Source organism: Microbacterium sp. MF43, assembly GCF_012847295.1.
Taxonomy (GTDB): Bacteria; Actinomycetota; Actinomycetes; order Actinomycetales; family Microbacteriaceae; genus Microbacterium.
In genome coordinates, this window is the sequence record NZ_JABBDY010000001.1 from 685453 (window position 1) to 709486 (window position 24034).

Below are 24034 nucleotides of genomic sequence, written 5' to 3' on the forward strand. Positions count from 1 at the left end.
GGTTCGCTTTCGTGAGGTGAGATGCGGGCGGGACGGATGCCGCAGCAGCGGTGCTGTCGTTCGGGCGGGACGGATGCCGCAGCAGCGGTGCTGTCGTTCGGGCGGGACGGATGCCGCAGCAGCGGTGCTGTCGTTCGGGCGGGACGGATGCCGCAGCATCCGTCCCGCCCTCAGCCGGCTACTCGGCGGGCTGCAGCTTCGTGAGGATCTGCACGACCGCGGGCTGCGTCGGGTCGGCCGAGGCGTACGGGTCGTCCTCGGACGGCCATCCGACGTAGTTGCGTGTGTTGAACTCGCCCAGGAGCGGGTGTGCGCCGAGCGGGATCGCCGGCACGTTCTCCACGAACGCCGTCTGCATCACCGCGAGGGCGGCTTCACGATCGGCATCCGAGGACGCGTTCGCGTACGTGTTGAGGGCGTCTGTGACGGCCGGGTCGTCGAAGCGGCCGAAGTTGAACGCCGCCTTTCCGTCGACGATCCACTTCGGGTCCATCGTGGACGTGTAGAGGCCGTAGGCGTTGCCGGTGTCCTCGAGCCAGTGGATGATCGCCTGGAAGGTGCCCTCCTGGCGTGCGGCGTCCCAGCCGCCCCAGTCGGGCTGGTCGACCTTGACCTCGATGCCGAGGCCCTCCTTGAGCTCCTCGGCGAGGAGCGCCTGCTCGGTGTTCCAGTCGCTCCAGCCCGCCGGGACCGAGATGGAGAACGAGACCGCCTCGCCGTCCGGATCGAGGAGGGCGTCGCCCTCCCACGTGTACCCGGCGTCGGTGAGGATCTCGCGGGCCTTGTCGACGTCGACGGAGTAGTTCTGGCCCGCGTACTCCGGGATGATCTCGTCCTCGAGCAGGGTGCCGAGACCCGTGACGCTCCAGACCGCCTCGCTCGCGCCCTCGCGCGCGATGTCGACGTAGGCCTGACGGTCGATCGTCCAGGCGAGCGCCTGGCGGAGAGCCGGGTCGTCGAACGGCTCGGCCTGCAGGTTCATGAACAGCGTTCCGGCGCCCGCGGTGGGCGAGACGAGGAACTTGTTGTCGGGGTCTGCCGACAGGTAGCTGTCCTCGATCTGCGGGATGAAGGCCTGCGCCCAATCCGCCTCGCCGGTCGCGAGCGCGGTCGTGAGGGCTGCGTTGTCGCCGTAGGAGACGTAGTGCAGCTCGGGCACGGACAGTTCACCGCCCCAGTAGTCGGGGTTCGCGGTGAGGGTGACCGCCTCGGTCGTCCACGAGTCGAGCACGTACGGACCGGTCCCCACGGCCTGACCCTCGCCGGTGAGCGGGTCGGTGTTCGGGTCCTCGATGTCGCTCCAGATGTGCTCGGGCACGATCTGGAAGTGCAGCACGCGCGCCTGCTGCGTGAACTTGGAGCTGTTGAAGTCGATGGTGACGGTGTCGCCGTCGACGCTCACGCTCTTGATGTCGAGCGCGTTGGTGTCGTTGAGCTTGCCGTCGAGCACCTGGTTGAACGAGAACGCGATGTCGTCGGCGGTGAAGTCTTCGCCGTCGCTCCACTTCACCCCGCTGCGGGCGACCGCGGTGAGCTGGGTGTAGTCGTCGTTCCACTCCACCGACTCGGCCAGCCACGGCGTGGTGCCCAGGTCGCCCGTGGGGTTCACGAGGGCGAGGGGTTCGAAGATCACCTTGCCGTAGGCGTACTTCGACGCAGACGAGTCGCCCAGGTACGGGTTGTTCGACTCGGTCGTGATGGCCCCGTCGGGCTTTGCGATGGTGAGCGCCGCGCCGGGCTCCGAATCGCCGGAGTCCGCGCCTCCGGCCGCGCAGCCGGTGAGCACGATCGCCGCGGCGATGCCGACGGCGACGAGGGAGGACCTGAGCCTCATTGCTTCTCCTTCGTGATGCGACGACGGCGTGCGCAGGAGAGCGACGACGGCGTCGGGGGTGATTGCGCGTTCAACTTACAATCAAGTAAGTAACCTTTGCAAGCGCGTCGTCTCCCGCGGTGCCCGCGCGTGCGTAGAATCGTGATCCGCCGGATGAGTGAGGGGCGGACGCCAGTGATCGAGCAGCGCAGACAACCGCGTTCGCGTCCCGAGACCCTCGCGAGGCGTCGCGACATCCTCGATGCCGCGACCGAGATCTTCGGCGCGAAAGGGTTCACCGGCGGCACGCTGCAGGAGATCGCCGATCAGGTGGGCATGACCCACGCCGGCATCCTCCATCACTTCGGCTCGAAGGACGCCCTGCTGCTGGAAGTGCTGCAGCATCGTGACGAGACCGACGTGGCCGACCTGGAGGAGCAGCACATCCCCGACGGGATGGAGCTCTTCCGCCATCTGGTGCGCACCGCGTTCGCGAACGCCGATCGTCCCGGCATCGTGCAGGCCTACGCCGTCCTCTCGGCGGAGTCCGTGACCGACGGGCATCCCGGCCGCGAGTTCTTCCAGAAGCGGTACGAGACGCTGCGAGGCGAAGTCGCGCACGCCTTCGCCGTCGCCTGCGCCGAGCGCGGCATCACCGAGCCCGACACGGTTGCCTACGCGTCGACGAGCATCCTCGCCGTCATGGACGGTCTCCAGGTGCAGTGGCTGCTCGACCCGACCGCGCTCGACCTGGGCCGTGCGTCCGAGTTCGCGATCGAGGCGATCGTCTCGTCCGTGCTCGAGCCCGCTCGCTCACCGCTGGTCTGAGCGAAGCGAGCGGAACGGGCCCTACAGCCGCTCGACGGTGTAGTCGATCGCCTTGATGAGCTGGCGCACATCGTCGGGGTCGATCGAGACGAACGTCGCCACGCGCAGCTGGTTGCGCCCCAGCTTGCGGTACGGCTCGGTGTCGACGATGCCGTTGGAGCGAAGGCTCTTCGCGACGGCGGCGGCGTCGACGGAGTCGTCGAAGTCGATGGTCACCACGACGGGGGAGCGGTCGGCGGCGTCGGCGACGAAAGGGGTGGCGAACGCGGATGCCTCGGCCCAGTCGTACAGCGCCTGCGACGACTCCCGCGTGCGCGCGTCGGCCCACTGGAGCCCGCCGTTGTCGCGGATCCAGTCCAGCTGCTGGTCGAGCAGGAAGAGCGTCGCGAGCGCGGGCGTGTTGAGCGTCTGGTTCAGGCGCGAGTTGTCGAGAGCGTTCTTGAGGCTGAGGAACTCGGGGATGTAGCGGCCCGACGCGGCGATCCGCTCGATGCGCTCGATCGCGGCCGGCGAGACGAGGGCGAACCACAGGCCGCCGTCGGACCCGAGGTTCTTCTGCGGCGCGAAGTAGTAGACGTCGGCCTCATGGATCGAGAAGTCGATGCCACCCGCGGCGCTCGTCGCGTCGATCACGGTGAGTGCATCGGGGTCGGCCTCCACGCGGGTGACGGGGGCGCTGACACCCGTCGAGGTCTCGTTGTGGGGCCACGCGTACACGTCGACGCCCTCGACGGCCTCGGCCGTCGTGCGGGTTCCGGCCGGAACCTCGCGCACGTCGGGCGCCTCGAGCCACGGGGCCTTGGCGGCCGCCGCGAACTTGCCCCCGAACTCGCCGAAGACGAGGTTCTGGCTGCGCTTCTCGATGAGACCGAAGGCCGCGGCATCCCAGAACGCCGTCGACCCGCCGTTGCCGAGGATCACCTCATAGCCCGTGGGCAGACGGAACAGCTCACCCAGACCCGCGCGCACCTGGCCGACGAGGTCCTTGACGGGAGCCTGGCGGTGGGAGGTGCCCAGCAGCGCCGAGCCCGGGCCGGCCAGCGCCTCGAGGTGCTCGGGGCGCACCTTCGACGGGCCGCACCCGAAGCGTCCGTCGGCGGGCAGGATCTCACGGGGAAGCGCGACGTGGGGCATGGGTCGATTCTAGGCAGGCCCCCCGAAGCGGCCGGGCCGCGTGACGGCCCGTGACGCCGCCGCGGAGGGCCGTGCCGTCGCGCCGCCAAGATAGGGTGGCCTTACCGGCTTTCCCGACTCGAGGACCCTCGCGACATGACAGATCTCATCGACACCACCGAGATGTACCTGCGCACGATCCTCGAGCTCGAAGAGGAGAACATCATCCCGCTGCGCGCGCGCATCTCGGAGCGCCTGGGGCACTCCGGTCCCACCGTGTCGCAGACGATCGGCCGCATGGAGCGCGACGGTCTGGTGGTCGTCAGCGAGGACCGCAGCCTCGAGCTCACCGATGCCGGGCGGCAGAAGGCCGTCGACGTCATGCGCAAGCACCGTCTCGCCGAGCGCCTGCTGTCCGACGTGATCGGCCTCGACTGGGCGTACGTCCACGAAGAGGCGTGCCGATGGGAGCACGTCATGAGCGAGCAGGTCGAGCGCCGGCTCGTCGAGCTCCTCGGGCACCCGACCGAGTCGCCGTACGGCAACCCCATCCCGGGCCTGGATCAGCTGGGCGATGTGCCTGCGACCGGATTCGAGCAGGGAGTGGTGGGCCTCGTGCGCCGACTCAACGAGGCGGGCGAGCCCATCTCGGGCACCGTGCGCCGTCTGGCCGAGCCCGCGCAGGTCGACCCCGAGCTGCTTCAGCAGCTCAAGGGCGCCGGCGTCGTTCCGGGCGCGTCTGGCGATTACCGCTACAACGAGGGGTACGTCCTGGTGCAGATGGACGGCAGCGACGAGGGCCTCGAACTCCCGGTCGAGGTCGCCTCGCATATCTTCCTCGTCGACGACCGTCGCTGACCGGGTGCCGAGCAGGGCGGATGCCTCGCCCACCGCACCTACGACACACGCCCAGGCATCTGCCAGCCGCGGAGCGTGACATATTCGTTACCTTCGGGTAGCCTCGAAACGTCCAACAGGCGAGAAGCCCGCCGATCGGACCCCGCGCGGATTGCCTCCCTGGCTCGTCGTCCGCACGGTGAAGCCCGCATATCGTGCCCCGAACACCGAATGCCGACGAGCCAGCGCCCCCGGCGCCGAGGCGCCGGAGGACAGTTTGGCTGATAACAACGATTCGCTCGCGAGCGATCCCGTGACCGACGCGACGAGTCTGACCCGTCGCACGCGCGTGCGCCGCACACCGGCCGCTCGCCCGAAGGTGGCGAAGCCCGCGGTCCCGGTCGCGAAGAAGACGGCCGCCGTGGCGTCCGGATCCCAGATGACGGTCGGTGAGCGCGCCGCGAAGCAGCTCCGCAGCCTGGCGGTGCTGGGCATCGTCGGCGGTCTCGTCGGCGTCACCGCGCTCCCCGCCTTCGCCGGCGTGATCCAGCCGGGTGAGGCTCCCGTCACGCTCCAGCAGATGGCCGCCGAAGACGCGCAATCCGTCGTGGTCGCCTCCGACGCCACCGGCGCCGAACTGACGCGCGACAGCTACTCGGCCACGACCTCGGAAGAGATCCAGAAGAAGAAGGCCGCGGAAGCCGCGAAGAAGGCCGCCGCCGAGCGCGCCCGTCTCGCCGCACAGGCGTCCGCTGCGCAGACCGGGTACAACGTCGACCTGAGCATGGTCGCCCCCGGCTCCGGCGCCGTGCGCTGGCCCCTGGCCGACTTCACGCTCACCGACGGTTACGGCACGCGCGGTGGTGCGCACCGCGGCATCGACATGGTCGCCCCGGGCGGCACTCCGATCTACGCGGCGGCTGCGGGTGTCGTGAACGTGTCGTCCGAGGGCTACTACGACTACGGCGTGACGATCACGATCGACCACGTCATCAACGGCCAGAAGGTCACGACGCTCTACGCCCACCAGACCTACGGCAGCCGTCAGGTCGTCTCCGGCCAGCGTGTCGAGGTCGGCCAGCTGATCGGCCTCGTCGGCAGCACCGGCCGCTCGACGGCCAATCACCTGCATTTCGAGGTGTTCGTCAACGGGTCGAACGTCAACCCGCTGACCTGGCTGCAGGCCAACGCCGGCTGACCCCTCTTCCGCGAATCCCCTCGGAGCCCGGCTCCGAGGGGATTCGCCGTTCCCCGACACGCCACCCGCCGTTCACCGCCCCCCGCGGCCCTCATCGCTCGTGGGTGCGTTAGCCTGAACCCGACGCTGAGAGAAGCGGAGGGAGCCGATGGGCAGCATTCCTCGCATCCGAACCATGGATGCGCTCGGACGCCTCGTCCTCCGGCATTGCACGAGCGGATGCCGCGGCACTGCCGTGGCTCCAGGGCGCTGTCTGTAAGACAGCGCCTTTTTTCATGCCCCTGCGCAGATCGATCGTCGCGCAAGTCGAATAACCGAGAAGCCGTCCCGGCCATTCGAGAGGATGATCAATGCGCACTCTGGTGCTGAATGCGGGCTACGAACCGCTCGCCGTCGTGTCGTTCAAGCGGGCGCTCGTGCTCGTCATGAACGAGAAGGCCACCGTCATCGAGCACACCGATGGTGATCCGGTGTGGGGCACGAGACGTGCCTATGATCGCCCGGCGGTGATCATCCTGACCCGGTACGTGCGGGTCCCCGGAGGTCGCCGAGTGCCGGTCACCCGCCGTGGGGTGCTGCGACGCGACGCGCACCGGTGCGCCTACTGCGGCTCCTCCGCCTCGACGATCGACCACGTCCTTCCGCGTTCGCGGGGCGGTGGCGACTCGTGGGAGAACCTGGTGGCGTGCTGCCTGCGCTGCAACAACGTCAAGGGCGATCGCACTCCGCAGGAGATGAACTGGGAGCTGCGGTTCACGCCGCATCCTCCGCGCGGGGCGCAGTGGACGGTGCGCGGCACCGAGCGCACCGATCCGCGGTGGGAACCGTATCTCGCGCTCGCGGCGTGACGTCAGTGCCCCTCCAGAACGCGCAGCCACCGGATCAGGATCGGCTCGATCGCCGAGGCATCCGCTGATCCCAGCTCGTCGAGGAGCCGGTGCTCGTTCGCGAGGTGGGCGGTGAACGCGCGGTCGATGAGCTCTCGCCCGGCCGGTGTCAGCCGGACGAGGCGCCGGCGGGCATCGGATGCCTCGGCACGCCGCTCCACGAGACCACGCGCCTCGAGGCGGTCGACGCGCTTGGTGAGGCCGCCGGTGGTGACGAGCGTGTGGTCGGCGAGTTCGCCCGCCGCGTGCTCGTAGGGTTCGCCGGCGCGGCGGAGCGTCGCGAGGACGTCGAACTCGCCCTCGGTGAGGCCGAATTCCCGGTATACGGAGATGAGGCGCTCGGTGAGCTCGAGCGCCACGCGGTGCAGGCGCCCGATCACGCCTTGAGGCGACGGGTCGAGGTCGGGGCGCTCGCGCCGCCACGCCTGCTGGATCTCGGCGATGCGGTCGATCGGCTGTTCGGAGGAGGCATCCACGGGGGCCATCTTATCTTCCCGGTAAGGTAAAGTATCTTCCATGGAAGATAAAAGACTGCTGTGGATCGCCATCACGGCGATCGCGCCGATCGCGTGGGGCAGCACGTATGTCGTGACGCGCAACCTCCTGCCTCCCGAATCGCCACTGTGGGGCGGCGTGCTGCGGGCGCTGCCCGCGGGGCTGATCGTGCTGCTCGCTGCGCGCGTCCTGCCGCGTGGATCCTGGTGGTGGCGCTCGCTTCTGCTCGGCACGCTCAATGTCGGCGGTTTCTTCGTGCTCGTCTACGTCGCAGGCCAGCGCCTGCCCTCGGGCCTGGCTGCAACGCTCATGTCGACGTCGGCGGCGTGCATGCTGCTGTTCGCGTGGCTGCTGCTGCACAAGCGGCCGCGAGCGGCGGCCGTGGCCGGTGCGGCGATCGGACTGGCGGGTGTCGTGGTGATGGTGGGCGTCGACATCGGGGACGTCGACGCGTGGGGCGTCGCGGCGTCGCTCGGCGCGATGGCGGCCTCGTCGCTGGGGTTCGTGCTCACAGCCCGGTGGGGGAGCGATGTCCCGGCGCTGCCGATGACGGCATGGCAGCTGGTCGCCGGTTCGCTGGTGCTGCTCCCGGCCGCCGTCCTGGTCGAGGGTGCGCCGCCCGCGCTCGCGCCGCCGGCCGCGCTGGGCTTCGCCTACGTCACGCTCATCGCCACGGCGCTGGCGTACGCCGCCTGGTTCGCCGGTCTGCGTCACCTCGCGCCAGGCGTCGTGGGGGTGGTCGGGCTCCTCAATCCGGTGACGGGTGTCGCTCTCGGCGTGCTCGTCGCGGGAGAGGCGTTCGGGGTGCCTCAGGCGGTCGGTGTGGCGCTCGTGCTCGGCGGGATCACCCTGGGTGCGCTGCCCCCGCGCCGGCCGCGGCCGGATCGGACACCCGTGCCGGCCGGTGCGGAGGTGCGGGTGGTGCGGGCCGAGTCGTAGCGGGGCGGGTCGGGCGATGCATCGATCGCGCTGCGCGGTCGAGGTGTGTCGGAGGTACGAATTATCTTCGATCCCGGGATTGATTCATTAGAACAAAGATTCTAGGATGAGTGGATGACGGCAGTGCGTGATCGTGCCGGCGTGGCGGGAGACCTGGCCTCCCTTCGCGCACAGCTCGAGCGCGTGCAGGGCCGGCGGCTCGATGCGCCGGTGCTTCCCGTTCACCCGGCGCTCGCCGCTCTCCTGCCCGGTGGCGGGCTGCGTCCCGGCGCCGCTTACTCGCTCTCCCGTTCGACGTCGCTGCTGCTCGGACTCCTGGCGCAGCCGTCGCAGGCGGGTTCATGGTGCGGTGTCGTCGGCATGCCGCGGCTGGGTGCCGAGGCCGCCGAGCGTCTGGGGGTCGATCTGACTCGGCTCGTGCTCATCCCCGAACCCGGGCCGCGGTGGCTCGCCGTGACGGCGACGATCGCCGAGGTGCTGCCGGTGGTGGCAGTGCGTCCGGCCGGCCGCGCCCCCGATGCCGAGATCTCGCGGCTGGCGGCGCGACTGCGCGACCGAGGGGCGGTTCTGCTCGTGCAGGGCCCGTGGCCGCAAGCCGAAGCCGTGCTCGAGCTCGACGCGCCCGAGTGGAGCGGATTGGGGCGCGGTCACGGCTACCTCTCCGGCCGGGAGGTCACCATCACGGCATCGAGCCGTCGCTGGCCCCGCCCGCGGCGATCCCGCGTACTGCTTCCCGATGCCACCGGCACCATCGCGGCTGTCGGCGAGCCGGTGCCTACGCTCACCACCGTGCCGGAACCGGTCGAGCCACGCTGGGGTGCCGGCACCGCATACGCGTCCCTCGAGGCGAGGGCGGTCGGCTGACATGGCCGTGGAGTCTCCCGTCCGCAGCCTGGTGCTGTGGTTTCCCGACTGGCCCGTCACGGCGTTGCTGCAGGGCGCCGGAGCAGACGAGCTTCCTCCGCTCGATCACGTCCGGCCCGTCGCGGTGATCGAGCGCAACCTCGTCACCGCCTGCTCTGCCACCGCTCGCGCTGAGGGCGTGCGCCGAGGGCAGCGGCGTCGCGATGCTCAGGCGCGATGCCCCGGGCTCACGGTGGTCCCGGGCGACACCGCTCGAGACCACCGAGCGTTCGCCCCCGTCGTCTCGGCGATCGAGGAGCGGGCACCGGGCGTGCAGGTCGTGCGTCCTGGGCTGTGCGCTCTGCGAGCCAAAGGGCCGGCGCGCTACTACGGTGGCGAGGCCGCAGCGGCGCGCATGCTGATCGAGATGCTGAACGGGCGGGGGCTGGCCGGCGTGCGGGCCGGCATCGCCGACGGTCCTTTCACCGCCGAGCAGGCGGCGAAATCGGGGACGAGCGCGACCGACCCGGTATGCGTCGTGCCGGCCGGCGAGGCGGCAGGATTCCTCGCGCCGTTGTCGGTGGCGGTGCTCGAGGCGTCCTCGTTCGGCGCGGGAGCGGCGCCGTCAGCCTCCGACGACCTGGTCGGGCTGCTCGCCCGGCTGGGCGTGCAGACGCTCGCTGAGTTCGCGGCCATGACACCCGATCGCGTACGCGAGAGGTTCGGAGAGCGCGGCGTGCGCCTCCACGCGCTCGCGGGCGGGCAGGATTCCCGCCCGGTCGAGCCACGCGTCCCGCCACCCGAGCTCGCGCGTGAGATCGCGTTCGAGCCGCCGCTCGAGATCGCCGATCAGGTCGCGTTCGGCATGCGCGTCACCGCCGACGACTTCATCGCGGGCCTCGGAGCGATCGACCTCGTGTGCACCGAGCTGCGCGTCGAGCTCATCGGCGATCGGGGCGAGCGCAGCGAGCGGGTTTGGCTGCACCCCGGTTCCTTCGATGCCGCGGCGGTGGTCGACCGCGTGCGCTGGCAACTGTCCGAAGAGGTCGGCAAGCACGGCGGCGGAGACGAGCGAGAGGTCCTGCGCAGCGGGGTTTCGCTGGTGCGCATCTCTCCCGAGGCCGTGGACGCGGCATCCCACCACGCTCCCGCCATCTTCGGAGGCGGGCCCGAAGAGAAGGTGCACCACGCGCTGTCGCGCGTCCAGGCCATGCTCGGCCATCGAGGCGTGCTCACGCCGGAGATCGGCGGCGGGCGATGGCTCACGGAGCGGCAGGTGCTCGTGCCCTGGGGTGACCGCCATGCGACCGGATCCGACGGTCTCGCGGCGCAGCGAGCGCGCCCCTGGCCGGGCAGTCTTCCCGATCCCCTGCCGACGACGGTGTTCGCCGAACCCATACCCGTCGACGTGCGCGCGCTCGGGGGAGAGATCATCGACGTCGACGAGCGGGGCAGCGTCTCGGCGGTGCCGGCGACCTTCATCGAGAGCGGGCGGCGGCGGGCGATCGAAGCGTGGGCGGGGCCGTGGCCGGTGGTGGAGCGGGCGTGGGATCCGACGCGCTCTCGCCGCGCGCACCGATTCCAGGTCGTCGACGCCGACGGCGGCGCATGGCTGCTGGTATGCGAGGGCGACGCGTGGATGGCGGAGGCGCTCTATGACTGAGCGGCACCCCGTGCGGCGTTTCGTCTCGCTGCGCTCGCTCAACGACCGGAGAGATCCCCGGTCGTCGAGCGAGGAGCGCAGCGACGAGACGAAACGCGCCGAGCCGCCGAGGAGGGCCCGCTGATGGGCTTCAACAACCCCTCCGTGCCGTGGTCCGAGATGGAGCGGCTGCTGAGCGACCGCCGCCGCCCGACCGGTCGCCCGGTCGGAGCGGACGGCGGCGACAGCCCGGCGTGGTCGCACAAGCGCGGGCCGTACGTCGCACCGGGCATCCAGCGTCCCGCCGAGACGATCCCGTACGCCGAGCTGCACGCGCACTCGTCGTTCTCCTTTCTCGACGGCGCCTCGTCGCCAGAGGAGCTCGCCGAAGAGGCCGAGCGTCTCGGCCTGCACGCCCTCGCGATCACCGACCACGACGGCTTCTACGGCATCGTGCGCTTCGCCGAGGCGGCCGAGTCGCTCGAGCTCAAGACGGTGTTCGGCGCCGAGCTCTCGCTCCAGCTGCCGAAGCCGCAGAACGGCGAGCCCGATCCGGTCGGTGCGCACCTGCTCGTCCTCGCGCGCGGTGAAGAGGGCTACCACCGCCTCGCGGGGGCGCTCACGCACGCCCAGCTGCAGGGCGCCGAGAAGGGGCGCCCGGTCTACCGTCTCGACGAGCTCGCCGACCAGGGGCGCGATCACTGGGCCGTTCTCACCGGATGCCGCAAGGGCGCGGTGCGTCGGGCGCTGACGGAAAGAGGGACGGATGCCGCGGCTCGCGAGCTCGATCGTCTGATCGCCCTCTTCGGGTGCGACGCGGTGCATGTCGAGCTCATCGACCACGGCAACCCGCTCGACACACGCGACAATGACATCCTCGTCGGTCTCGCACGCGAGCGTCGCCTGCCACTGCTGGCCACCAACAACGTCCATTACTCCGTGCCGAAGCGGCAGCTGCTGGCCGCTGCCGTCGCGGCCGTCCGCGCCAACCGCGGCCTCGACGAGCTCGACGGCTGGCTGCCCGCACACGCCGGCGCCCACCTGCGATCGGGTGCCGAGATGGCCGAGCGGTTCGTGCGGCACCCCGACGCCGTCGCGCGCACCGTGACGCTCGCCGACGAGCTCGCCTTCCCGCTGCGACGTGCCAAGCCCGCCCTGCCGAAGCAGGAGGTGCCCGAGGGGCACACGCCGATGTCCTGGCTGCGGCATCTCGTCTGGGAGGCGGTGCCCCGCAAGTATCCCGGCCTGTCCGAGAAGGACCGCGTGCGCATCGAGAAGGAGCTCGGGGTCATCGAGATGAAGGACTTCCCCGGCTACTTCCTGATCGTGCACGGCATCGTGCAGGAGGCGCGGCGCCGAGGCATCCTGTGCCAGGGGCGCGGTTCCGCGGCCAACAGCGCGATCTGCTACCTGCTCGACATCACCGCGGTGGACGCGATCGCCTATGACCTGCCGTTCGAGCGCTTCCTGTCGAGCCTGCGTGACGAGGAGCCCGACATCGACGTCGACTTCGACTCCGATCGGCGTGAGGAGATCATCCAGTGGGTGTACGCGAGATACGGACGCGAACGGGCCGCCCAGGTGGCGAACGTCATCCAGTACCGCCCAAAGAACGCCGTGCGCGACATGGCGAAGGCGCTCGGGCATTCGCCGGGGCAGCAGGATGCCTGGTCCAAGCAGGTCGAAGGGTGGGGGGCGCATCTCGAGACCGGGCCCGGACACGACATCCCCGACCGCGTGCTCGAGTTCGCCGGAGAGCTGCTGAAGGCACCACGGCACCTCGGCATCCACTCCGGCGGCATGGTGCTCACCGACCGGCCGGTGGGAGAGGTCGTGCCGATCGAGCACGCCCGCATGGAGAACCGCACGGTCATCCAATGGGACAAGGACGACGCCGCGTGGATGGGATTGGTGAAGTTCGACCTGCTCGGGCTGGGCATGCTGGCGGCGCTGCAGTACTGCTTCGACATGATCCGCGCCTCGACGGGTGAGGACTGGGAGCTGTCGACCCTGCCCAAAGAAGAGAAGGCGGTCTACGACATGCTGTGCCGGGCCGATTCGATCGGGGTCTTCCAGGTCGAGTCGCGCGCGCAGATGGGCCTCCTGCCGCGTCTGCAGCCGCGGCGGTTCTACGACCTCGTGATCGAGATCGCCCTCATCCGTCCCGGGCCGATCCAGGGCGGGGCGGTGCATCCGTTCGTGCGGCGCAAGCTCGGCATGGAGCCGGTGACCTACGCACACCCGAAGCTCGTGCCCGTGCTCGAGCGCACGCTGGGCATCCCGGTGTTCCAGGAGCAGCTCATGCAGATGGGCATGGCGGTCGGAGGGCTCACGGGCGAGGACGCCGACCTGCTGCGGCGAGCGATGGGATCCAAGCGCGGGGTCGAGCGCATCGAGTCGCTGAAGGAGAAGCTCTACGCGGGCATGGCCGAGAACGGGCTCGTCGGCGAGGAAGCCGACGCGATCTACGCCAAGATCCAGGCGTTCGCCAATTTCGGGTTCGCCGAGTCGCACTCGCTGTCGTTCGCTCTGCTGGTCTACGCCAGCTCGTGGATCAAGCTGCACTACCCGGCGGCCTTCCTGGCCGGCCTGCTGCGCGCGCAGCCGATGGGGTTCTACTCTCCGGCATCGCTGGTGTCGGACGCGCGGCGCCATGGCGTCCATGTCCGCCGCCCCGACCTGCACCTGTCGGGTGTCGAGGCACTGCTCGAACCGGTGGCAGCGAACGAGGAGCACGGCGCTCCCGGCCCGACCGGCCTCGCCTCGTGTGCTCATCGCACGCAGCCGCCGGTGGGGCCGTTCGACATCGATGCGCCCGACGAATCCGCGGCGCACCGGCGTGACGGACGCTTCTCGGTGCGGTTGGGCCTCGCCGGAGTGAAAGGGATCGGCGCGAAGGTGGCCGAGCGCATCGTCGCCGCCCGGGAGGCCGAAGGGCCCTTCCACGACCTGCACGACCTCGTGCGCCGCACGAGCCTGACCGCCGTGCAGCTCGAGGCGCTCGCGACCGCGGGCGCCTTCGAAGGTCTGGGCATCACGCGGCGCGAGGCCATCTGGCTGGCGGGTTCCGCGGCCATGGACCGTCCGGAGTTCCTGCCCGACTCGCTCGTCGCGGTGCAGCCGCCGCTGTTCACAGACCAGACGAGTTACGAAAGGCTCGCGGCAGATCTCTGGGCGACGGGGGTTTCGACCGATGACCACCCGATGACCCACTACCGCTCCGGGCTCGACGCCCGCGGCGTGCTCACCTCATGTGAGCTGCGCAGCCACGAGACCGGCCGGCGCATCGAGGTGGCAGGACTCGTCACGCACCGGCAGCGGCCGGCGACAGCATCCGGCGTGACCTTCATCAACCTCGAGGACGAGCAGGGCCTCGTCAACATCATCTGCTCGGTGGGGGTGTGGAACCGCTACCGTCGCGTGGTGCGCGATTCGCCTGCGCTGATCGTCCGAGGCGTCCTCGAGCGATCGGCCGAGGGGGTCACGAACGTTCTCGCGGACCGGTTCGAGGATCTGCGTGTCGGCGTGCATCATCAGGCTCGCAACTTCCGCTGACCGGTGTGCCCCGCCCCCTTCCGTCACCGCCCGTTGACCGGGCGTACAGCGGGGCGGGGTAATCTCGAACGACTGCTCCGGTCGTGCGTAGACGAGGTTCACTCCTGCGGCACCGGATGCCGGAAAGGACACCTCATGTGGATCGTCGCGAGCTCGGACTGGCGCGACGGACTCCCGTTCGAGATCCCGGTGATCGTGGCCGAGGTCTCACCGGGAGAGGACACCCGCTGCTTCGTGTGCGGCGCCGACTCGACGCCGCTGCCGCGCACCGAGCTGTGGGCGGTCAAGCACCGGCATCCGAAGAATCACAGCGGCTACGTGCGGTTCTACTGCACCGAGCACCGTCCTGCGCCGCCCCGGCTCACACCGGTCGTCGATCCGCGCCGCGGTGCGGCGGCGCGCGGTGAACGCCGCGCGGCACCGCGCCGCACCACGCCCGCCGTGGAGCGACCGGCCGCGCTGTGCCCGAACTGCTTCGTCGAGGTGCCCGCGACCGGCGTATGCGGCATCTGCGGGACGACTGTCGGCTGACCCGTCCTCGCCCGCCCTGCCGGGACTGCCCCGCTGACCCTCGGCAGCGATCACCGCTGCGGACACGTGCGCTGCGACTGACGCGACCGCGGTGGCCTCAGAGCCAGCGGCGTCGCTTGAACACCACGTACAGCATGAGGCTCGTGGCCGCCATCAGGGCGATGGCCATCGGGTACCCGAGCACCCAGTCGAGCTCGGGCATGTACTCGAAGTTCATGCCGTACACGGTGCCCACGAGGGTGGGGCCGAAGAGGATCGCCGCCCAGGCGGAGATCTTCTTGACCTGCTCGTTCTGCGCCAGCGCGGTGTCTGTCTGCCGCTGCGTGACGAGAGTGGCATTGACCGTCAGGGCGTTCTCCAGGATCGCGCGGAACGCCGACGTGCGTTCGATGATGCGCAGGGCGTGATCGTGCACGTCGCGCAGGGCGCGCTGCAGCTCGATGTCGACGCGGTACTTGTCGGCACCGCGCAGCAGGCTGTCGAGCATCTCCGCGAGGGGCTGCGTCGCGCGCTGCAGGGCGAGCACCTCCCGCGAAAGCTCGTAGATGCGCTTGGAGAGCGCGGGATTCGTTCCGCCGAACAGGGCATCCTCGATCTCGTCGATGTCGTTCTCGACCCCCGCGACCACCGGGGCGTACTCGTCCACGACCTCGTCGAGGATCGCGTACAGGACGGCCTCCGGTCCGCGCGCCAGCAGTTCGGGCTGACTCTCCAGCCGCCGCCGCACGCGCGCGAGGTCGGGCGATTCCGCGTGCCGGATCGTGACGACGAAGTCCGGTCCGACGAAGACGTGCAGCTCGCCGAATTCGACCGTCTCGGTCGAATCGACATACCGGGCAGGGCGCAGCACGGTGAACAGGATGTCGCCGTACCGCTCGATCTTCGATCGCTGATGGCCTGTCAGCGCATCCTCCACGGAGAGCGGGTGCAACGAGAACTCCGACGAGACCTGCTGGATCTCCTCGGGTGTCGGGCGGACCATCCCGATCCACGCCATCCCGCCCCGGGATCGCATGTACTCGAAGGTGTCGTCGAGGCTCGCGGGGTTCTCGATGCGGCGCCCGGCGACGTACACACCGTTGTCGATGATCGGCATGACCTCATTCTCACCGGGCGACCGCGGCTGCCCGGGCGCACCGCCGACGGGTTCCCCGATGCAGATGCACCGGGTCTCGAGCGCTGGGGACACTCGAGACCCGGCTACCGTCAGCGACTCTTCGCACCCCCAAGGCCACGAACGCCGCCCGGTATTGCGGAGAGGTTGGGGACCCACTCCGCAGACAGGTGCTGGGGACACCTGCAAGGCCGACGTTAGCGCTTTCCGGGGCCGAATCCGAAGCACTTGACGCGCGGCGGGTGTTCGGGCGTGGCGCGACCGGCCCGGCCGCACCCCGTGCCGCGGCTGTCGATGACGGCCCGTTGACGGCCCGTTGACGACCCGGCGACGACCCGGCGACAGCCCGGACGGCTCAGTGACGACCCGGTGACGGCTCGCAGCGAGGGCAGGCGTGCTGCCACGGGGAGGACGATCGGTCGCCATGATGGAGACTCCGCGGGCCGGATGATAGCGCCTCCCGCCGCGATTTCAACCCCCAGTTTCCTGGGGGCTCGCGGGATAGCTTCCTACGTAGCGGCACGGCGCACCAGCCGTGCGGTTGGGGAGGACACCATCGTGATGCGCACGATCGACGAGGCGGGAACTGTCGCACTGCTCGACGGCCGCTATGAGCTCGTCGAATGCGTGGGGCAGGGCGGGATGGGCAAGGTCTATCGCGCCGTCGACACAGCCCTGGGCCGCACCGTCGCCGTCAAGCTTCTGCCCGCGTCTGCCGACGGCATGTCCGAGCCCGACCGTGCCCGCAACGAGGTGCGCGCGCTCGGATCGGTCCACCACCCCTCCCTGGTGAAGCTGCTCGACGCGAGAATCGCGCAGGGCCACCCCTCGTACCTCGTCATGGAGTACATCGACGGTCCGACCCTCTCCCGCCAGATCCGCGCCGGTGCGATGCCGCCGTCGGCCGTCGCGAAGCTCGCCGTCGACCTGGCGTCGGGTCTGCACGCCGTTCACGCCGCGGGGCTCGTGCACCGCGATGTCACTCCCGCGAACGTCCTTCTCGCGGCATCCGTTCTCCCGTCGGTCTCCTTCCACGCGAAGCTGACCGACTTCGGTGTCGCGCTGCTCACGGACAGCGTGCGCGTGACCACCCCCGGCATGGTGATCGGCACGGCGCACTATCTTGCTCCCGAGCAGGTGCGCGGCGCCGAGGCGACGCCCGCGGCCGACATCTACGCGCTCGGTCTCGTCCTGCGCGAGGCGCTCACGGGGGAGCGAGCCTACCCGCATGCGTCCGGCATCGGCGCGGTGATGGCGCGGCTCGTCGAGCCGCCGAGCATCCCCGACAGCGTCGGATCGGAGTGGGCCCACCTGCTGCGGTGCATGACCGACACCGACCCGGAGGCGCGTCCCTCCGCGCTCGAGGTCGCCGAGAAGGCCATGACGCTGCGCAGCGCGGACGCCACGGCGTTCGCTCCCGTCGGCATGACGCTTCCGCGCGAAGCGGCGGCATCGCCGTCCGGAGCGTTCGAGGCCACCGCGCCGATCGCTGCCCCGTCCGCGGCCGCTCTGCCCGAGCCGACGTCGGTCTTCGAGCTGTCGGCTGTCGCGTCGGCGCCGAGCCCGATGGCCGCGTCGCCGACACAGGGCGCGACGACCGCGGCCCCGCTGACCCGCCGCGCGCGGCGTCGCCGCCGCTCTCTCGCGTCGCGGGTGCTCGTCGGTTCTGCCGCCGCAGCGACCGTCATCGGCGTCTCGGCGGGGCTCCTCGCCGCGGCCGCCCCTCCTGCGTCGCCGGCGCCCTATGCGACGGTGCGCGAGGCCGTCGACTCGGGTGAGACGCTGCCGGCGGAGCCGGTGGCTGAAACGGATGCCTCGACCGATGTCGCCGTGGTGCCCGCGAGCACCCCCGCCGACGCACCGCAGGCTCCGGCCGACACGGCAGTGGATCAGAAGGATGCGGGGAAGTCCGGCGCCAAGGCGGAGAAGTCCGCCGCGAAGAGCACCGAGGCCGCGAGCGACAACGCCGCGCCGGAGTCGGCCGAGCCGCAGTCGCAGAACGGCAAGGGGCAGGGTAAGGGCAAGGACCGCTGAGCCCGCACATGACGATCCCGCCGGTGCGCGGGTGCGCCACCGGCGGGACCGACGGGGGTGTCACATCGCGGGAACGAGCACGCGGTCGATCGTGTGGATGACGCCGTTCGAGGCCTGGATGTTGATCGCCCACAGCACGATACGCGGGTCGCGGAGGCTCGTCGTCTCGTCACGCAGGTAGAGTCCACGCGGCTTCACGATGCCCCCGTTGGCCATCGTGAGCGAGCCGGAGGTGACCACCTTGACGGGTCCCAGCTTCTTGCCCGCCACGACGTGGTACAGCAGGATGTCGGAGATCTGGTCGAGGGAGTAGGCGGACGTGATCGTCGACAGGGCGGCCGCTTCACTGGCGGGCGCCGTTCCGGTCAGGTCGGTCACGAGGCGCAGGAAGGCGCGGTCGTTGGGAGCGAAGACCGTGTACTTCTGGCCGGTGTCGGCGAGGGCGCCGTCCAAGCCGGTCGCGAGCACGGCCTGCACGAGGATGTCGTAGTCGTACGGGTTGCTGTCGGGCGTCCCGCCACCCGATGCGGCGACAGCGACATCGACGATGGTGCCGCTGGGGGTGCCTCCTCCCGTCGCGTGAGCAGGGGTGGTCGTGAAGACCAGAGCGAGCGCGGCGACCGCGGCGACGGCGATGCGTGACTTCTTCATGGGTTCAGCTCCTTCGATGAGTGTTCGACCACCGCCCGTGGACGGCGCCGTGAAGGTATTCCGCGGGGTGGTCGATTCCGGATGCACCGGCACGTCCATCCCCGTGATCAGCTGAAGCCGAGCTCTCCGCGCACGATCGAGTCGCCCGAATGGGTCGGATCGCCGTCGAGAGGCTCCTGCGAGATGTCGACGAGGACGTAATCGCGCAGGTCCACATCGTCGGGCACCACGAACGTGCCTTCGTCGCCTTCGAGTTCGCCGAGGCTGACGATGGCGGTGGCGTCCGCCGTGATCAGCCACACCTCGCGGAAGCCGTCGCCCTCCTCCGACGCATCCAGCCGCACGGTCACCGTGCGCTCGCCGTCGGGATCCTCGGTCACGAAGGCCTGGCCCTCGGCACCCGGGTGCTCCGGGAATGCCGCGAGCGTGGCCGATGCGATCTCGATCGACTCCGGCGGGCGCAGCAGGTTCCACGCGCCGAACCCGACGAAGATCACGGCCATTCCGGCTGCGAGTGTGAGGAGAGTGCGCAGGAGCGGCCGCGGGCGGCGGCGGGACGAGGCATCCGTCTGCGTGCCTGCGGCGACCGGTGCGGTGGCGGCCGGGGTCCGGGTCGCGCTGTCCGCGGCGTCGTCCGGCGCGAGCTCTGCCACCGCTTCGCCGCCGCCGCGCACCTCGTGGAGGATGCGGTCCCACACCCGCTCGGGCGGGGCCTCGAGGTCGCCGAGGCTCACGGTCGATTTGCCGACCGCGACGGTGTGCTCCAGCTCGGCCAGGTCGAGCGTGCACACGTCGCAGGTCTCGAGGTGGTGCTCCTCGTCGGGAGCGACGGGTTCGCCGATCGCGACGAGCGCGAGGCGTTCGGGGTCAAGATGCGACATGGGGCACCTCCAATCGGCTGCGCAGGCGGGTGAGACTTCGTCGGATGTGGCTCTTCACGGTACCCAGCGGCATGTCCAGACGTTCGGAGATCTGCTGGTGCGTCAGGTCGTCGTAGAACGCGAGGCGCACCACTCGCTGCGCGTCGGGTTCGAGTCGATCGATCTCGTCGGCGAGCAGGAGGCGGTCGCCGAGGTCGAACTCGGTCGCGCGGTTCTCGTCGGGGACCGCGAAGCGCTGGAGCTGCTCCTGCAGCTCGCGCACCTTGCGGCGCGCTTCGAGGGTATCGGCGATGCGGCGGCGCGTGATGGCCACGATCCACGTCGAGAGGCGGCCCTTCGCGGGATCGTACGAGGCGCGCGACGTCCAGGCCGAGACGAAGGCCTTCTGCGTCACGTCCTCGGCATCCCCTCGATCTCCGAGGACGCGCAGCGCCAGGGTGAAGACGAGCGGGGACCAGCGCCGGTAGATCTCCTCCAGTGCGCGTTCGTCGCCCGCTCGGAAGCGGTCGATCTGCTCGCGCTCCTGCGCCTCGTCCACGCTCGCTCCTCTCCTGTCCGATGATGGCGTCGGCTCACGCGGCTGCCCGGGTCGCGGTGGTCCCCACGCTAGCGGGGCCGGGCCCGGTGCCGCGAGAGGCGGTGGTCGGGGCATCCGACGACCGCTTGGAGCGCGGGGACGGGACGACGGCCACCCGCACGGGCGGAACAGACCATCGCGCCGGTGTCGAGGTGGCCGTCGCGACCGGCGCCGCTGCGGCAGGCACAGGGCGGAACCCTGCCGGCGGCGCCGCGACTGACGGAGCGACCCTTGCAGTGCGGTCGCGACCGGTCAGCGCGTCGAGGCGTGGCGAGAGTGAGGTGCGCACGGTCGTCTCCCATCGGGCGACCCATCGCCGCCCTCGTGAAGTCCTTCCGCCGCGGGCGCCGATTTGGATGCACCCCGATCGGGCGCGTCGCGCGAGGGCTCGTCTTCCGCCGCGGCGTCAGGCCGCGGCGTCCATCGTGGCGCGGTTCTTGCCCGACCGCTTCGAGTCGTACATCGCCGCGTCGGCGCGCACGAGGAGCTGCTGAGCGCTCGGTCGTGCGTCGACGCCCGGACGGTACAGCGCGATGCCGACGCTGACCGATGCCGAGATGATGCCGTCATCGACCGCGATCGGAGCGCGGCAGATCTCCAGCACGCGTTCGGCGACGGTCGCCGCCTGGTTCGCGCCCGTGCTGGCGCAGATCGCGACGAACTCGTCGCCGCCCATTCGGCCGACGACATCGGAACCGCGCACGCTCTCGGTGAGGCGGTTCGCCAGCTCGACCAGGACCGCGTCGCCGGCGGCATGCCCGAAGGCGTCGTTGATGCTCTTGAAGTCGTCGATGTCGAGGAACAGCACCGACAGGGGCTCGTTCGTCGCGAGCGCGCCGGAGATCGCCTCGTCCAGCTGCATCTGCAGCAGCTGCCGGTTCCCCACACCGGTGAGCTGATCGTGCAGAGCGAGAAAGGCGAGCCGCCGCTGCAGGCGCACACGGGTGAGGGTCTGGGATGCCTGTCGTCCGAGGGCCTGCTGCAGGTCGATGTACTGCGCGTCGAAGTCGGTGCGACGGCCGAAGAAGCACACGAGCAGTCCGAGGCGCTGACCGTCGGCGATGAGGGGGGTGATCGTGATCGACGCGAGTCGCTCGGCCTGCATCGCGTCGGCGAGATGGGGGAACTCGTGACGCACCTCGTCCACGTCGACGATGGTGACGTCGGGGGTCGCGCGCAGTTCGGGGACAGGAGCGACCTTGCCTGCCAGGGGGTTGGTCCCGCCGGTGAGCACGAGATCGCCGTCCTCGCCGATGAGGAGCACCGCGGTCTCGCGGGCGCCGAATGCCTCGCGGGCGACTTCGGCGAACGACTGGGCGACGTCTTCGTCGGTCGCGCTCACCCCGAAGGTGCTCGACACCTCCTGGAGGATGCGCACGCGCTGCTCGGACGACTCCGCTTTGCGCCGCGCCTGCAGCAGATCGCGCTCGTAGCGCACGCGCTCGGTCGCGTTGAAGACGGCGATCCGGATGATCCCCGCTTCGGGATCGAGGACCGAGTTGATGAGCGCAGGCATGGGCTTGTCGTCGGCCATCACCAGCGTGACCGCGACCTCCTCCACGTTCCCGCGCAGGTGGAGCAGCTGCGTGTGGCGCGTGTCGAAGAAGAGGCGGCTGCCGGCATCGAGCAGCGACGCGAACGTCCTGCCGATGACATCCTCGCGCCGGTGACCGGTCCACGTCAGGAACATGTCGTTCGCCTCGAGGATGCGGCCGTCGGCGGATGCCGCGACCAGACCGCACGGCGCGTGATCGAACCAGCCGGTGTCGGACGTCATGCGAGGAACCCCCGGATCTCCCGGACGACCTCGTCGGCGGCCGACAGGATCGGCACGTGCCCGGTGGCCTCGAGCATCCGGAAGCTGCTGCCCGGGATGGCGGCGTGCACGAATGCCCCCACCTCGTCCGGCGCGATGGCGTCGGCCTGGCATTGCAGCACGAGCGTGGGCACCCTGACGAGGGGAAGGTCGGCGCGGTTGTCCGACAGGAATGTCACGCGAGCGAAGTGCCGGGCGATGTCGGGGTCGACGCTGCAGAAGCTGTCCGTCAGGCGCTGACCGAGCTCGGGGAGGTCGGGCCGTCCCATGATGACCGGGGCGAGTTCGCGCGCCCAGCCGAGGTAGTTGGCGTCGAGGGAGTCCAGGAGCGCATCGATGTCCCGCTGCTCGAAGCCCCCGTGGTATCCGGCGGCATTGGTGTAGCGGGGCGACGGTCCGACGAGCACGAGCGCGCGGAATCGCTCCGGCGCCCGGTTGGCGGCGAGGACGCCGATCATCGAGCTCACGGAGTGGCCGACGAAGACCACGTCGGACGCGTCGAGCGCTTCGAGGATCTCGATGACGTCGGTCGCATAGCCGTCGAGCGAGTCGTACTTGCCGCGGTCGTAGAACGACGCGTCCGATCTTCCCGCTCCGACGTGATCGAAGAGGATGACGCGGTGGTCGCGCGCGAACTGCGGGGCGACGAGGCCCCAGGTCTCCTGGCTGCACCCGAATCCGTGCGCCAGCATGATCGTCGGGCCGGTGAGGTCGCCGGTCACCGTCACGTTGTTGCGGCGCAGGACGTCGATCGTCTGGACGTCGGACATGGCGATCCCATCTCGGGCGGGGGAGCCCTTTACGCATCGTACGTGACGAGAACCCCATTTACTTCACTGAGTGAAATTCCGCTGCCGAATGCGGACAGGCCCTGCCGTCAGTGGATAGGGGGTGACGACGGCAGGGGGTGCGGGATATCGTTCGAGCAGCCGCCCCGACGGGCGCGCGAGGGAGGCATCGGTGAACGACGGCGGTGCGGCCGCGCTCCCGCTGGGCGCGGTGCGCGTGGGTGAGGGCGGTGCCATCACCGGCGTGAACACATGGTTCGCGGACTGGATCGGCTCGCCGGCGGACGAGTTCGTCGGCCATACGATCAGCGAGTACCTCATCCATCCCGACGAGGATCTGCTGCCCGCGATCGGGCCGGGGCCGTGGATGATGGTCAACGCGCGGAAGCGGAGCCGTGCGGCGATGGTGACCCGCGTTCACGAGCAGGGCGAGGAGGTCTTCCTGATCGCGGACGCCTCAGAGCGCTGGCGGGCGCTGGTCGAGCTGCGTCAGCAGTACTCGCTCGCCGAACGCACGCGGACGCGCCTGCAGCTCGTGATGGACTCCGCCGTCGCCTTCGCGACGGCTGCCACCGAGGAACAGCTCGCGGAGATCCTCGCGGACAGCACGGCGCGGGCGTACCGTGCGGAGCAGTCCACCGTTCTGCTCCATGAGCCCGACGGCCTGAGCATCGTCGCCGCTGGTGAGGATCCCTTCGGCGGGCGTGTGGACCCCGACACGCTGATCGGCCTCGTGAGCGCCCCTCGGCGGACCCTCAAGGTGACCGCACCGGCCCGGGCGGAGCGGTTGGCGCCGGGGCTCGGCGCCGCGATGGAGGCCGCCGGAATTCACGCGTTCATCGCCGCGCCCCTGCACCACGAGGAGATCGACTTCGGCGCGTTCGTGAGCTGGTTCCATCACGACCGGATGTTCGACGAAGAGGCCTCGCCGCTGGCCGAGGCGCTCGCGGGCCAGGCGGCCCAGGCCCTCGCGACTCTGCGACTGCAGGCTCGGCTCGCGCACGCCGCCACTCACGACGAGGTCACGGGGCTGCCCAACCGCCGTCATCTCGAGGCGGCGATGAGCCGGTTCATGGGCACCACCGGGTGCGCGGCGCTGTTCATCGATCTCGACGGCTTCAAGAGCGTGAACGATCGCCTCGGGCATCAGGCGGGGGATCGGATGCTGCGCGACGCGGGCCGTCGCCTGTTGAGCGCCGTGCGCGCCGACGATATCGTCGCGCGCTACGGCGGCGACGAGTTCGTGGTCGCGTGCGAGGTGCCCGACCCGACCGTCGCGATGGAGATCGCCGAGCGCATCCTCGAGGTGCTTCGCGGCGACCCCGCGCATCCGCTCACAGAGCAGCCGTTGAAAGCGAGCATCGGCGTCGCCCTCGCGCCACCGGGGAGCAAGCTGCTGTCGGAGCAGCTCATCCGCCGCGCCGACCTGGCGATGTACCGGGCCAAGACCGCCGGCGGCGACCGGATCGTGCTGGCCGACGCCTGACCGGCG

General features: G+C 70.3%; 20 protein-coding genes. 11 read left to right on the top strand and 9 right to left on the bottom strand.

Annotation, left to right across the window (positions count from 1 at the left end; translation table 11 throughout):
* Positions 1-178: 178 nt before the first annotated feature.
* Positions 179-1834 carry an ABC transporter substrate-binding protein gene (locus HF323_RS03090; RefSeq protein WP_169581072.1) on the bottom strand — a complete coding sequence of 552 codons (1656 nt, stop codon included), beginning with the start codon at positions 1832-1834 and terminating at the stop codon, positions 179-181.
* A gap of 174 nt (positions 1835-2008) precedes the next feature.
* Between HF323_RS03090 and HF323_RS03095 the strand changes: the two genes are divergently transcribed.
* On the top strand, positions 2009-2641 hold the full coding sequence (locus HF323_RS03095) for a TetR/AcrR family transcriptional regulator (RefSeq protein WP_169581355.1): 633 nt from the start codon (positions 2009-2011) through the stop codon (positions 2639-2641).
* Between the two features lie 21 nt (positions 2642-2662).
* On the opposite strand, the gene serC is transcribed toward HF323_RS03095, so the two are convergent.
* Positions 2663-3775, bottom strand: coding sequence for a phosphoserine transaminase (serC, locus tag HF323_RS03100; protein ID WP_169581073.1), 1113 nt, complete (start codon positions 3773-3775; stop codon positions 2663-2665).
* Positions 3776-3910: 135 nt separating this feature from the next.
* Here serC and HF323_RS03105 point away from each other — a divergent pair, with 135 nt between their 5' ends.
* The 3 genes from HF323_RS03105 (at position 3911) to HF323_RS03115 (ending at position 6637) form a co-directional block, all read left to right on the top strand.
* Positions 3911-4612, top strand: a complete 702-nt coding sequence (locus HF323_RS03105) for a metal-dependent transcriptional regulator (RefSeq protein ID WP_169581074.1) — start codon at positions 3911-3913, stop codon at positions 4610-4612.
* Positions 4613-4868: 256 nt separating this feature from the next.
* Positions 4869-5789, top strand: a complete 921-nt coding sequence (locus HF323_RS03110) for a M23 family metallopeptidase (RefSeq protein ID WP_169581075.1) — start codon at positions 4869-4871, stop codon at positions 5787-5789.
* A 350-nt stretch (positions 5790-6139) separates the two neighbouring features.
* A complete protein-coding gene (locus HF323_RS03115) occupies positions 6140-6637 on the top strand; it encodes an HNH endonuclease (protein WP_169581076.1) in 498 nt (165 codons plus the stop codon).
* A gap of 2 nt (positions 6638-6639) precedes the next feature.
* Here HF323_RS03115 and HF323_RS03120 read toward each other — a convergent pair whose 3' ends face one another.
* Positions 6640-7152 carry a MarR family transcriptional regulator gene (locus HF323_RS03120; RefSeq protein WP_317450975.1) on the bottom strand — a complete coding sequence of 171 codons (513 nt, stop codon included), beginning with the start codon at positions 7150-7152 and terminating at the stop codon, positions 6640-6642.
* Positions 7153-7192: 40 nt separating this feature from the next.
* Here HF323_RS03120 and HF323_RS03125 point away from each other — a divergent pair, with 40 nt between their 5' ends.
* The 5 genes from HF323_RS03125 to HF323_RS03145 all read left to right on the top strand — a co-directional run bounded on the left by HF323_RS03125 (position 7193) and on the right by HF323_RS03145 (position 14681).
* Positions 7193-8110: an EamA family transporter gene (locus HF323_RS03125; RefSeq protein ID WP_211160187.1), complete on the top strand. Its 918-nt coding sequence runs from the start codon at positions 7193-7195 to the stop codon at positions 8108-8110.
* A 114-nt stretch (positions 8111-8224) separates the two neighbouring features.
* Entirely contained in the window at positions 8225-8974 is a 750-nt protein-coding gene (locus tag HF323_RS03130) for a hypothetical protein (protein WP_223169127.1), read from the top strand.
* A gap of 1 nt (position 8975) precedes the next feature.
* The gene (locus HF323_RS03135; RefSeq protein ID WP_169581078.1) at positions 8976-10616 is read left to right on the top strand and encodes a DNA polymerase Y family protein; all 1641 of its coding nucleotides are present in this window, start codon (positions 8976-8978) and stop codon (positions 10614-10616) included.
* A gap of 123 nt (positions 10617-10739) precedes the next feature.
* Entirely contained in the window at positions 10740-14150 is a 3411-nt protein-coding gene (locus HF323_RS03140; RefSeq protein WP_169581079.1) for an error-prone DNA polymerase, read from the top strand.
* A gap of 135 nt (positions 14151-14285) precedes the next feature.
* Positions 14286-14681 carry a glucose-6-phosphate dehydrogenase gene (locus tag HF323_RS03145; RefSeq protein ID WP_169581080.1) on the top strand — a complete coding sequence of 132 codons (396 nt, stop codon included), beginning with the start codon at positions 14286-14288 and terminating at the stop codon, positions 14679-14681.
* Between the two features lie 97 nt (positions 14682-14778).
* Here the strand turns inward: HF323_RS03145 and corA are convergent, their stop codons facing one another.
* The gene (corA, locus tag HF323_RS03150) at positions 14779-15777 is read right to left on the bottom strand and encodes a magnesium/cobalt transporter CorA (protein ID WP_169581081.1); all 999 of its coding nucleotides are present in this window, start codon (positions 15775-15777) and stop codon (positions 14779-14781) included.
* Positions 15778-16356: 579 nt separating this feature from the next.
* On the opposite strand from corA, the gene HF323_RS03155 reads away from it, so the two are divergent.
* Complete coding sequence (locus tag HF323_RS03155) at positions 16357-17829, top strand: serine/threonine-protein kinase (protein ID WP_223169182.1); 1473 nt, start codon at positions 16357-16359, stop codon at positions 17827-17829.
* Positions 17830-17889: 60 nt separating this feature from the next.
* Here HF323_RS03155 and HF323_RS03160 read toward each other — a convergent pair whose 3' ends face one another.
* The 5 genes from HF323_RS03160 to HF323_RS03180 all read right to left on the bottom strand — a co-directional run bounded on the left by HF323_RS03160 (position 17890) and on the right by HF323_RS03180 (position 22524).
* On the bottom strand, positions 17890-18480 hold the full coding sequence (locus HF323_RS03160; protein WP_169581083.1) for a fasciclin domain-containing protein: 591 nt from the start codon (positions 18478-18480) through the stop codon (positions 17890-17892).
* Between the two features lie 107 nt (positions 18481-18587).
* Positions 18588-19361, bottom strand: coding sequence for an anti-sigma factor (locus tag HF323_RS03165; RefSeq protein WP_169581084.1), 774 nt, complete (start codon positions 19359-19361; stop codon positions 18588-18590).
* A complete protein-coding gene (locus tag HF323_RS03170) occupies positions 19348-19899 on the bottom strand; it encodes a sigma-70 family RNA polymerase sigma factor (protein WP_317450976.1) in 552 nt (183 codons plus the stop codon). Before HF323_RS03170 ends, HF323_RS03165 begins: the two co-directional genes overlap by 14 nt.
* A gap of 445 nt (positions 19900-20344) precedes the next feature.
* Entirely contained in the window at positions 20345-21715 is a 1371-nt protein-coding gene (locus HF323_RS03175; RefSeq protein WP_169581086.1) for a diguanylate cyclase, read from the bottom strand.
* Positions 21712-22524, bottom strand: coding sequence for an alpha/beta hydrolase (locus HF323_RS03180; protein WP_188241631.1), 813 nt, complete (start codon positions 22522-22524; stop codon positions 21712-21714). Before HF323_RS03180 ends, HF323_RS03175 begins: the two co-directional genes overlap by 4 nt.
* A gap of 121 nt (positions 22525-22645) precedes the next feature.
* On the opposite strand from HF323_RS03180, the gene HF323_RS15690 reads away from it, so the two are divergent.
* A complete protein-coding gene (locus HF323_RS15690; RefSeq protein WP_169581087.1) occupies positions 22646-24028 on the top strand; it encodes a GGDEF domain-containing protein in 1383 nt (460 codons plus the stop codon).
* The last annotated feature ends 6 nt before the right edge of the window (positions 24029-24034 follow it).

Coding starts and splice junctions, on each gene's coding strand:
- HF323_RS03090 (WP_169581072.1), bottom strand. CDS start 1,834: ATGAGGCTCAGGTCCTCCCTCGTCGCCGTCGGCATCGCCGCGGCGATC.
- serC (WP_169581073.1), bottom strand. CDS start 3,775: ATGCCCCACGTCGCGCTTCCCCGTGAGATCCTGCCCGCCGACGGACGC.
- HF323_RS03105 (WP_169581074.1), top strand. CDS start 3,911: ATGACAGATCTCATCGACACCACCGAGATGTACCTGCGCACGATCCTC.
- HF323_RS03115 (WP_169581076.1), top strand. CDS start 6,140: ATGCGCACTCTGGTGCTGAATGCGGGCTACGAACCGCTCGCCGTCGTG.
- HF323_RS03125 (WP_211160187.1), top strand. CDS start 7,193: ATGGAAGATAAAAGACTGCTGTGGATCGCCATCACGGCGATCGCGCCG.
- HF323_RS03130 (WP_223169127.1), top strand. CDS start 8,225: ATGACGGCAGTGCGTGATCGTGCCGGCGTGGCGGGAGACCTGGCCTCC.
- HF323_RS03135 (WP_169581078.1), top strand. CDS start 8,976: ATGGCCGTGGAGTCTCCCGTCCGCAGCCTGGTGCTGTGGTTTCCCGAC.
- HF323_RS03140 (WP_169581079.1), top strand. CDS start 10,740: ATGGGCTTCAACAACCCCTCCGTGCCGTGGTCCGAGATGGAGCGGCTG.
- HF323_RS03145 (WP_169581080.1), top strand. CDS start 14,286: ATGTGGATCGTCGCGAGCTCGGACTGGCGCGACGGACTCCCGTTCGAG.
- corA (WP_169581081.1), bottom strand. CDS start 15,777: ATGCCGATCATCGACAACGGTGTGTACGTCGCCGGGCGCCGCATCGAG.
- HF323_RS03155 (WP_223169182.1), top strand. CDS start 16,357: ATGCGCACGATCGACGAGGCGGGAACTGTCGCACTGCTCGACGGCCGC.
- HF323_RS03160 (WP_169581083.1), bottom strand. CDS start 18,480: ATGAAGAAGTCACGCATCGCCGTCGCCGCGGTCGCCGCGCTCGCTCTG.
- HF323_RS03165 (WP_169581084.1), bottom strand. CDS start 19,361: ATGTCGCATCTTGACCCCGAACGCCTCGCGCTCGTCGCGATCGGCGAA.
- HF323_RS03175 (WP_169581086.1), bottom strand. CDS start 21,715: ATGACGTCCGACACCGGCTGGTTCGATCACGCGCCGTGCGGTCTGGTC.
- HF323_RS03180 (WP_188241631.1), bottom strand. CDS start 22,524: ATGTCCGACGTCCAGACGATCGACGTCCTGCGCCGCAACAACGTGACG.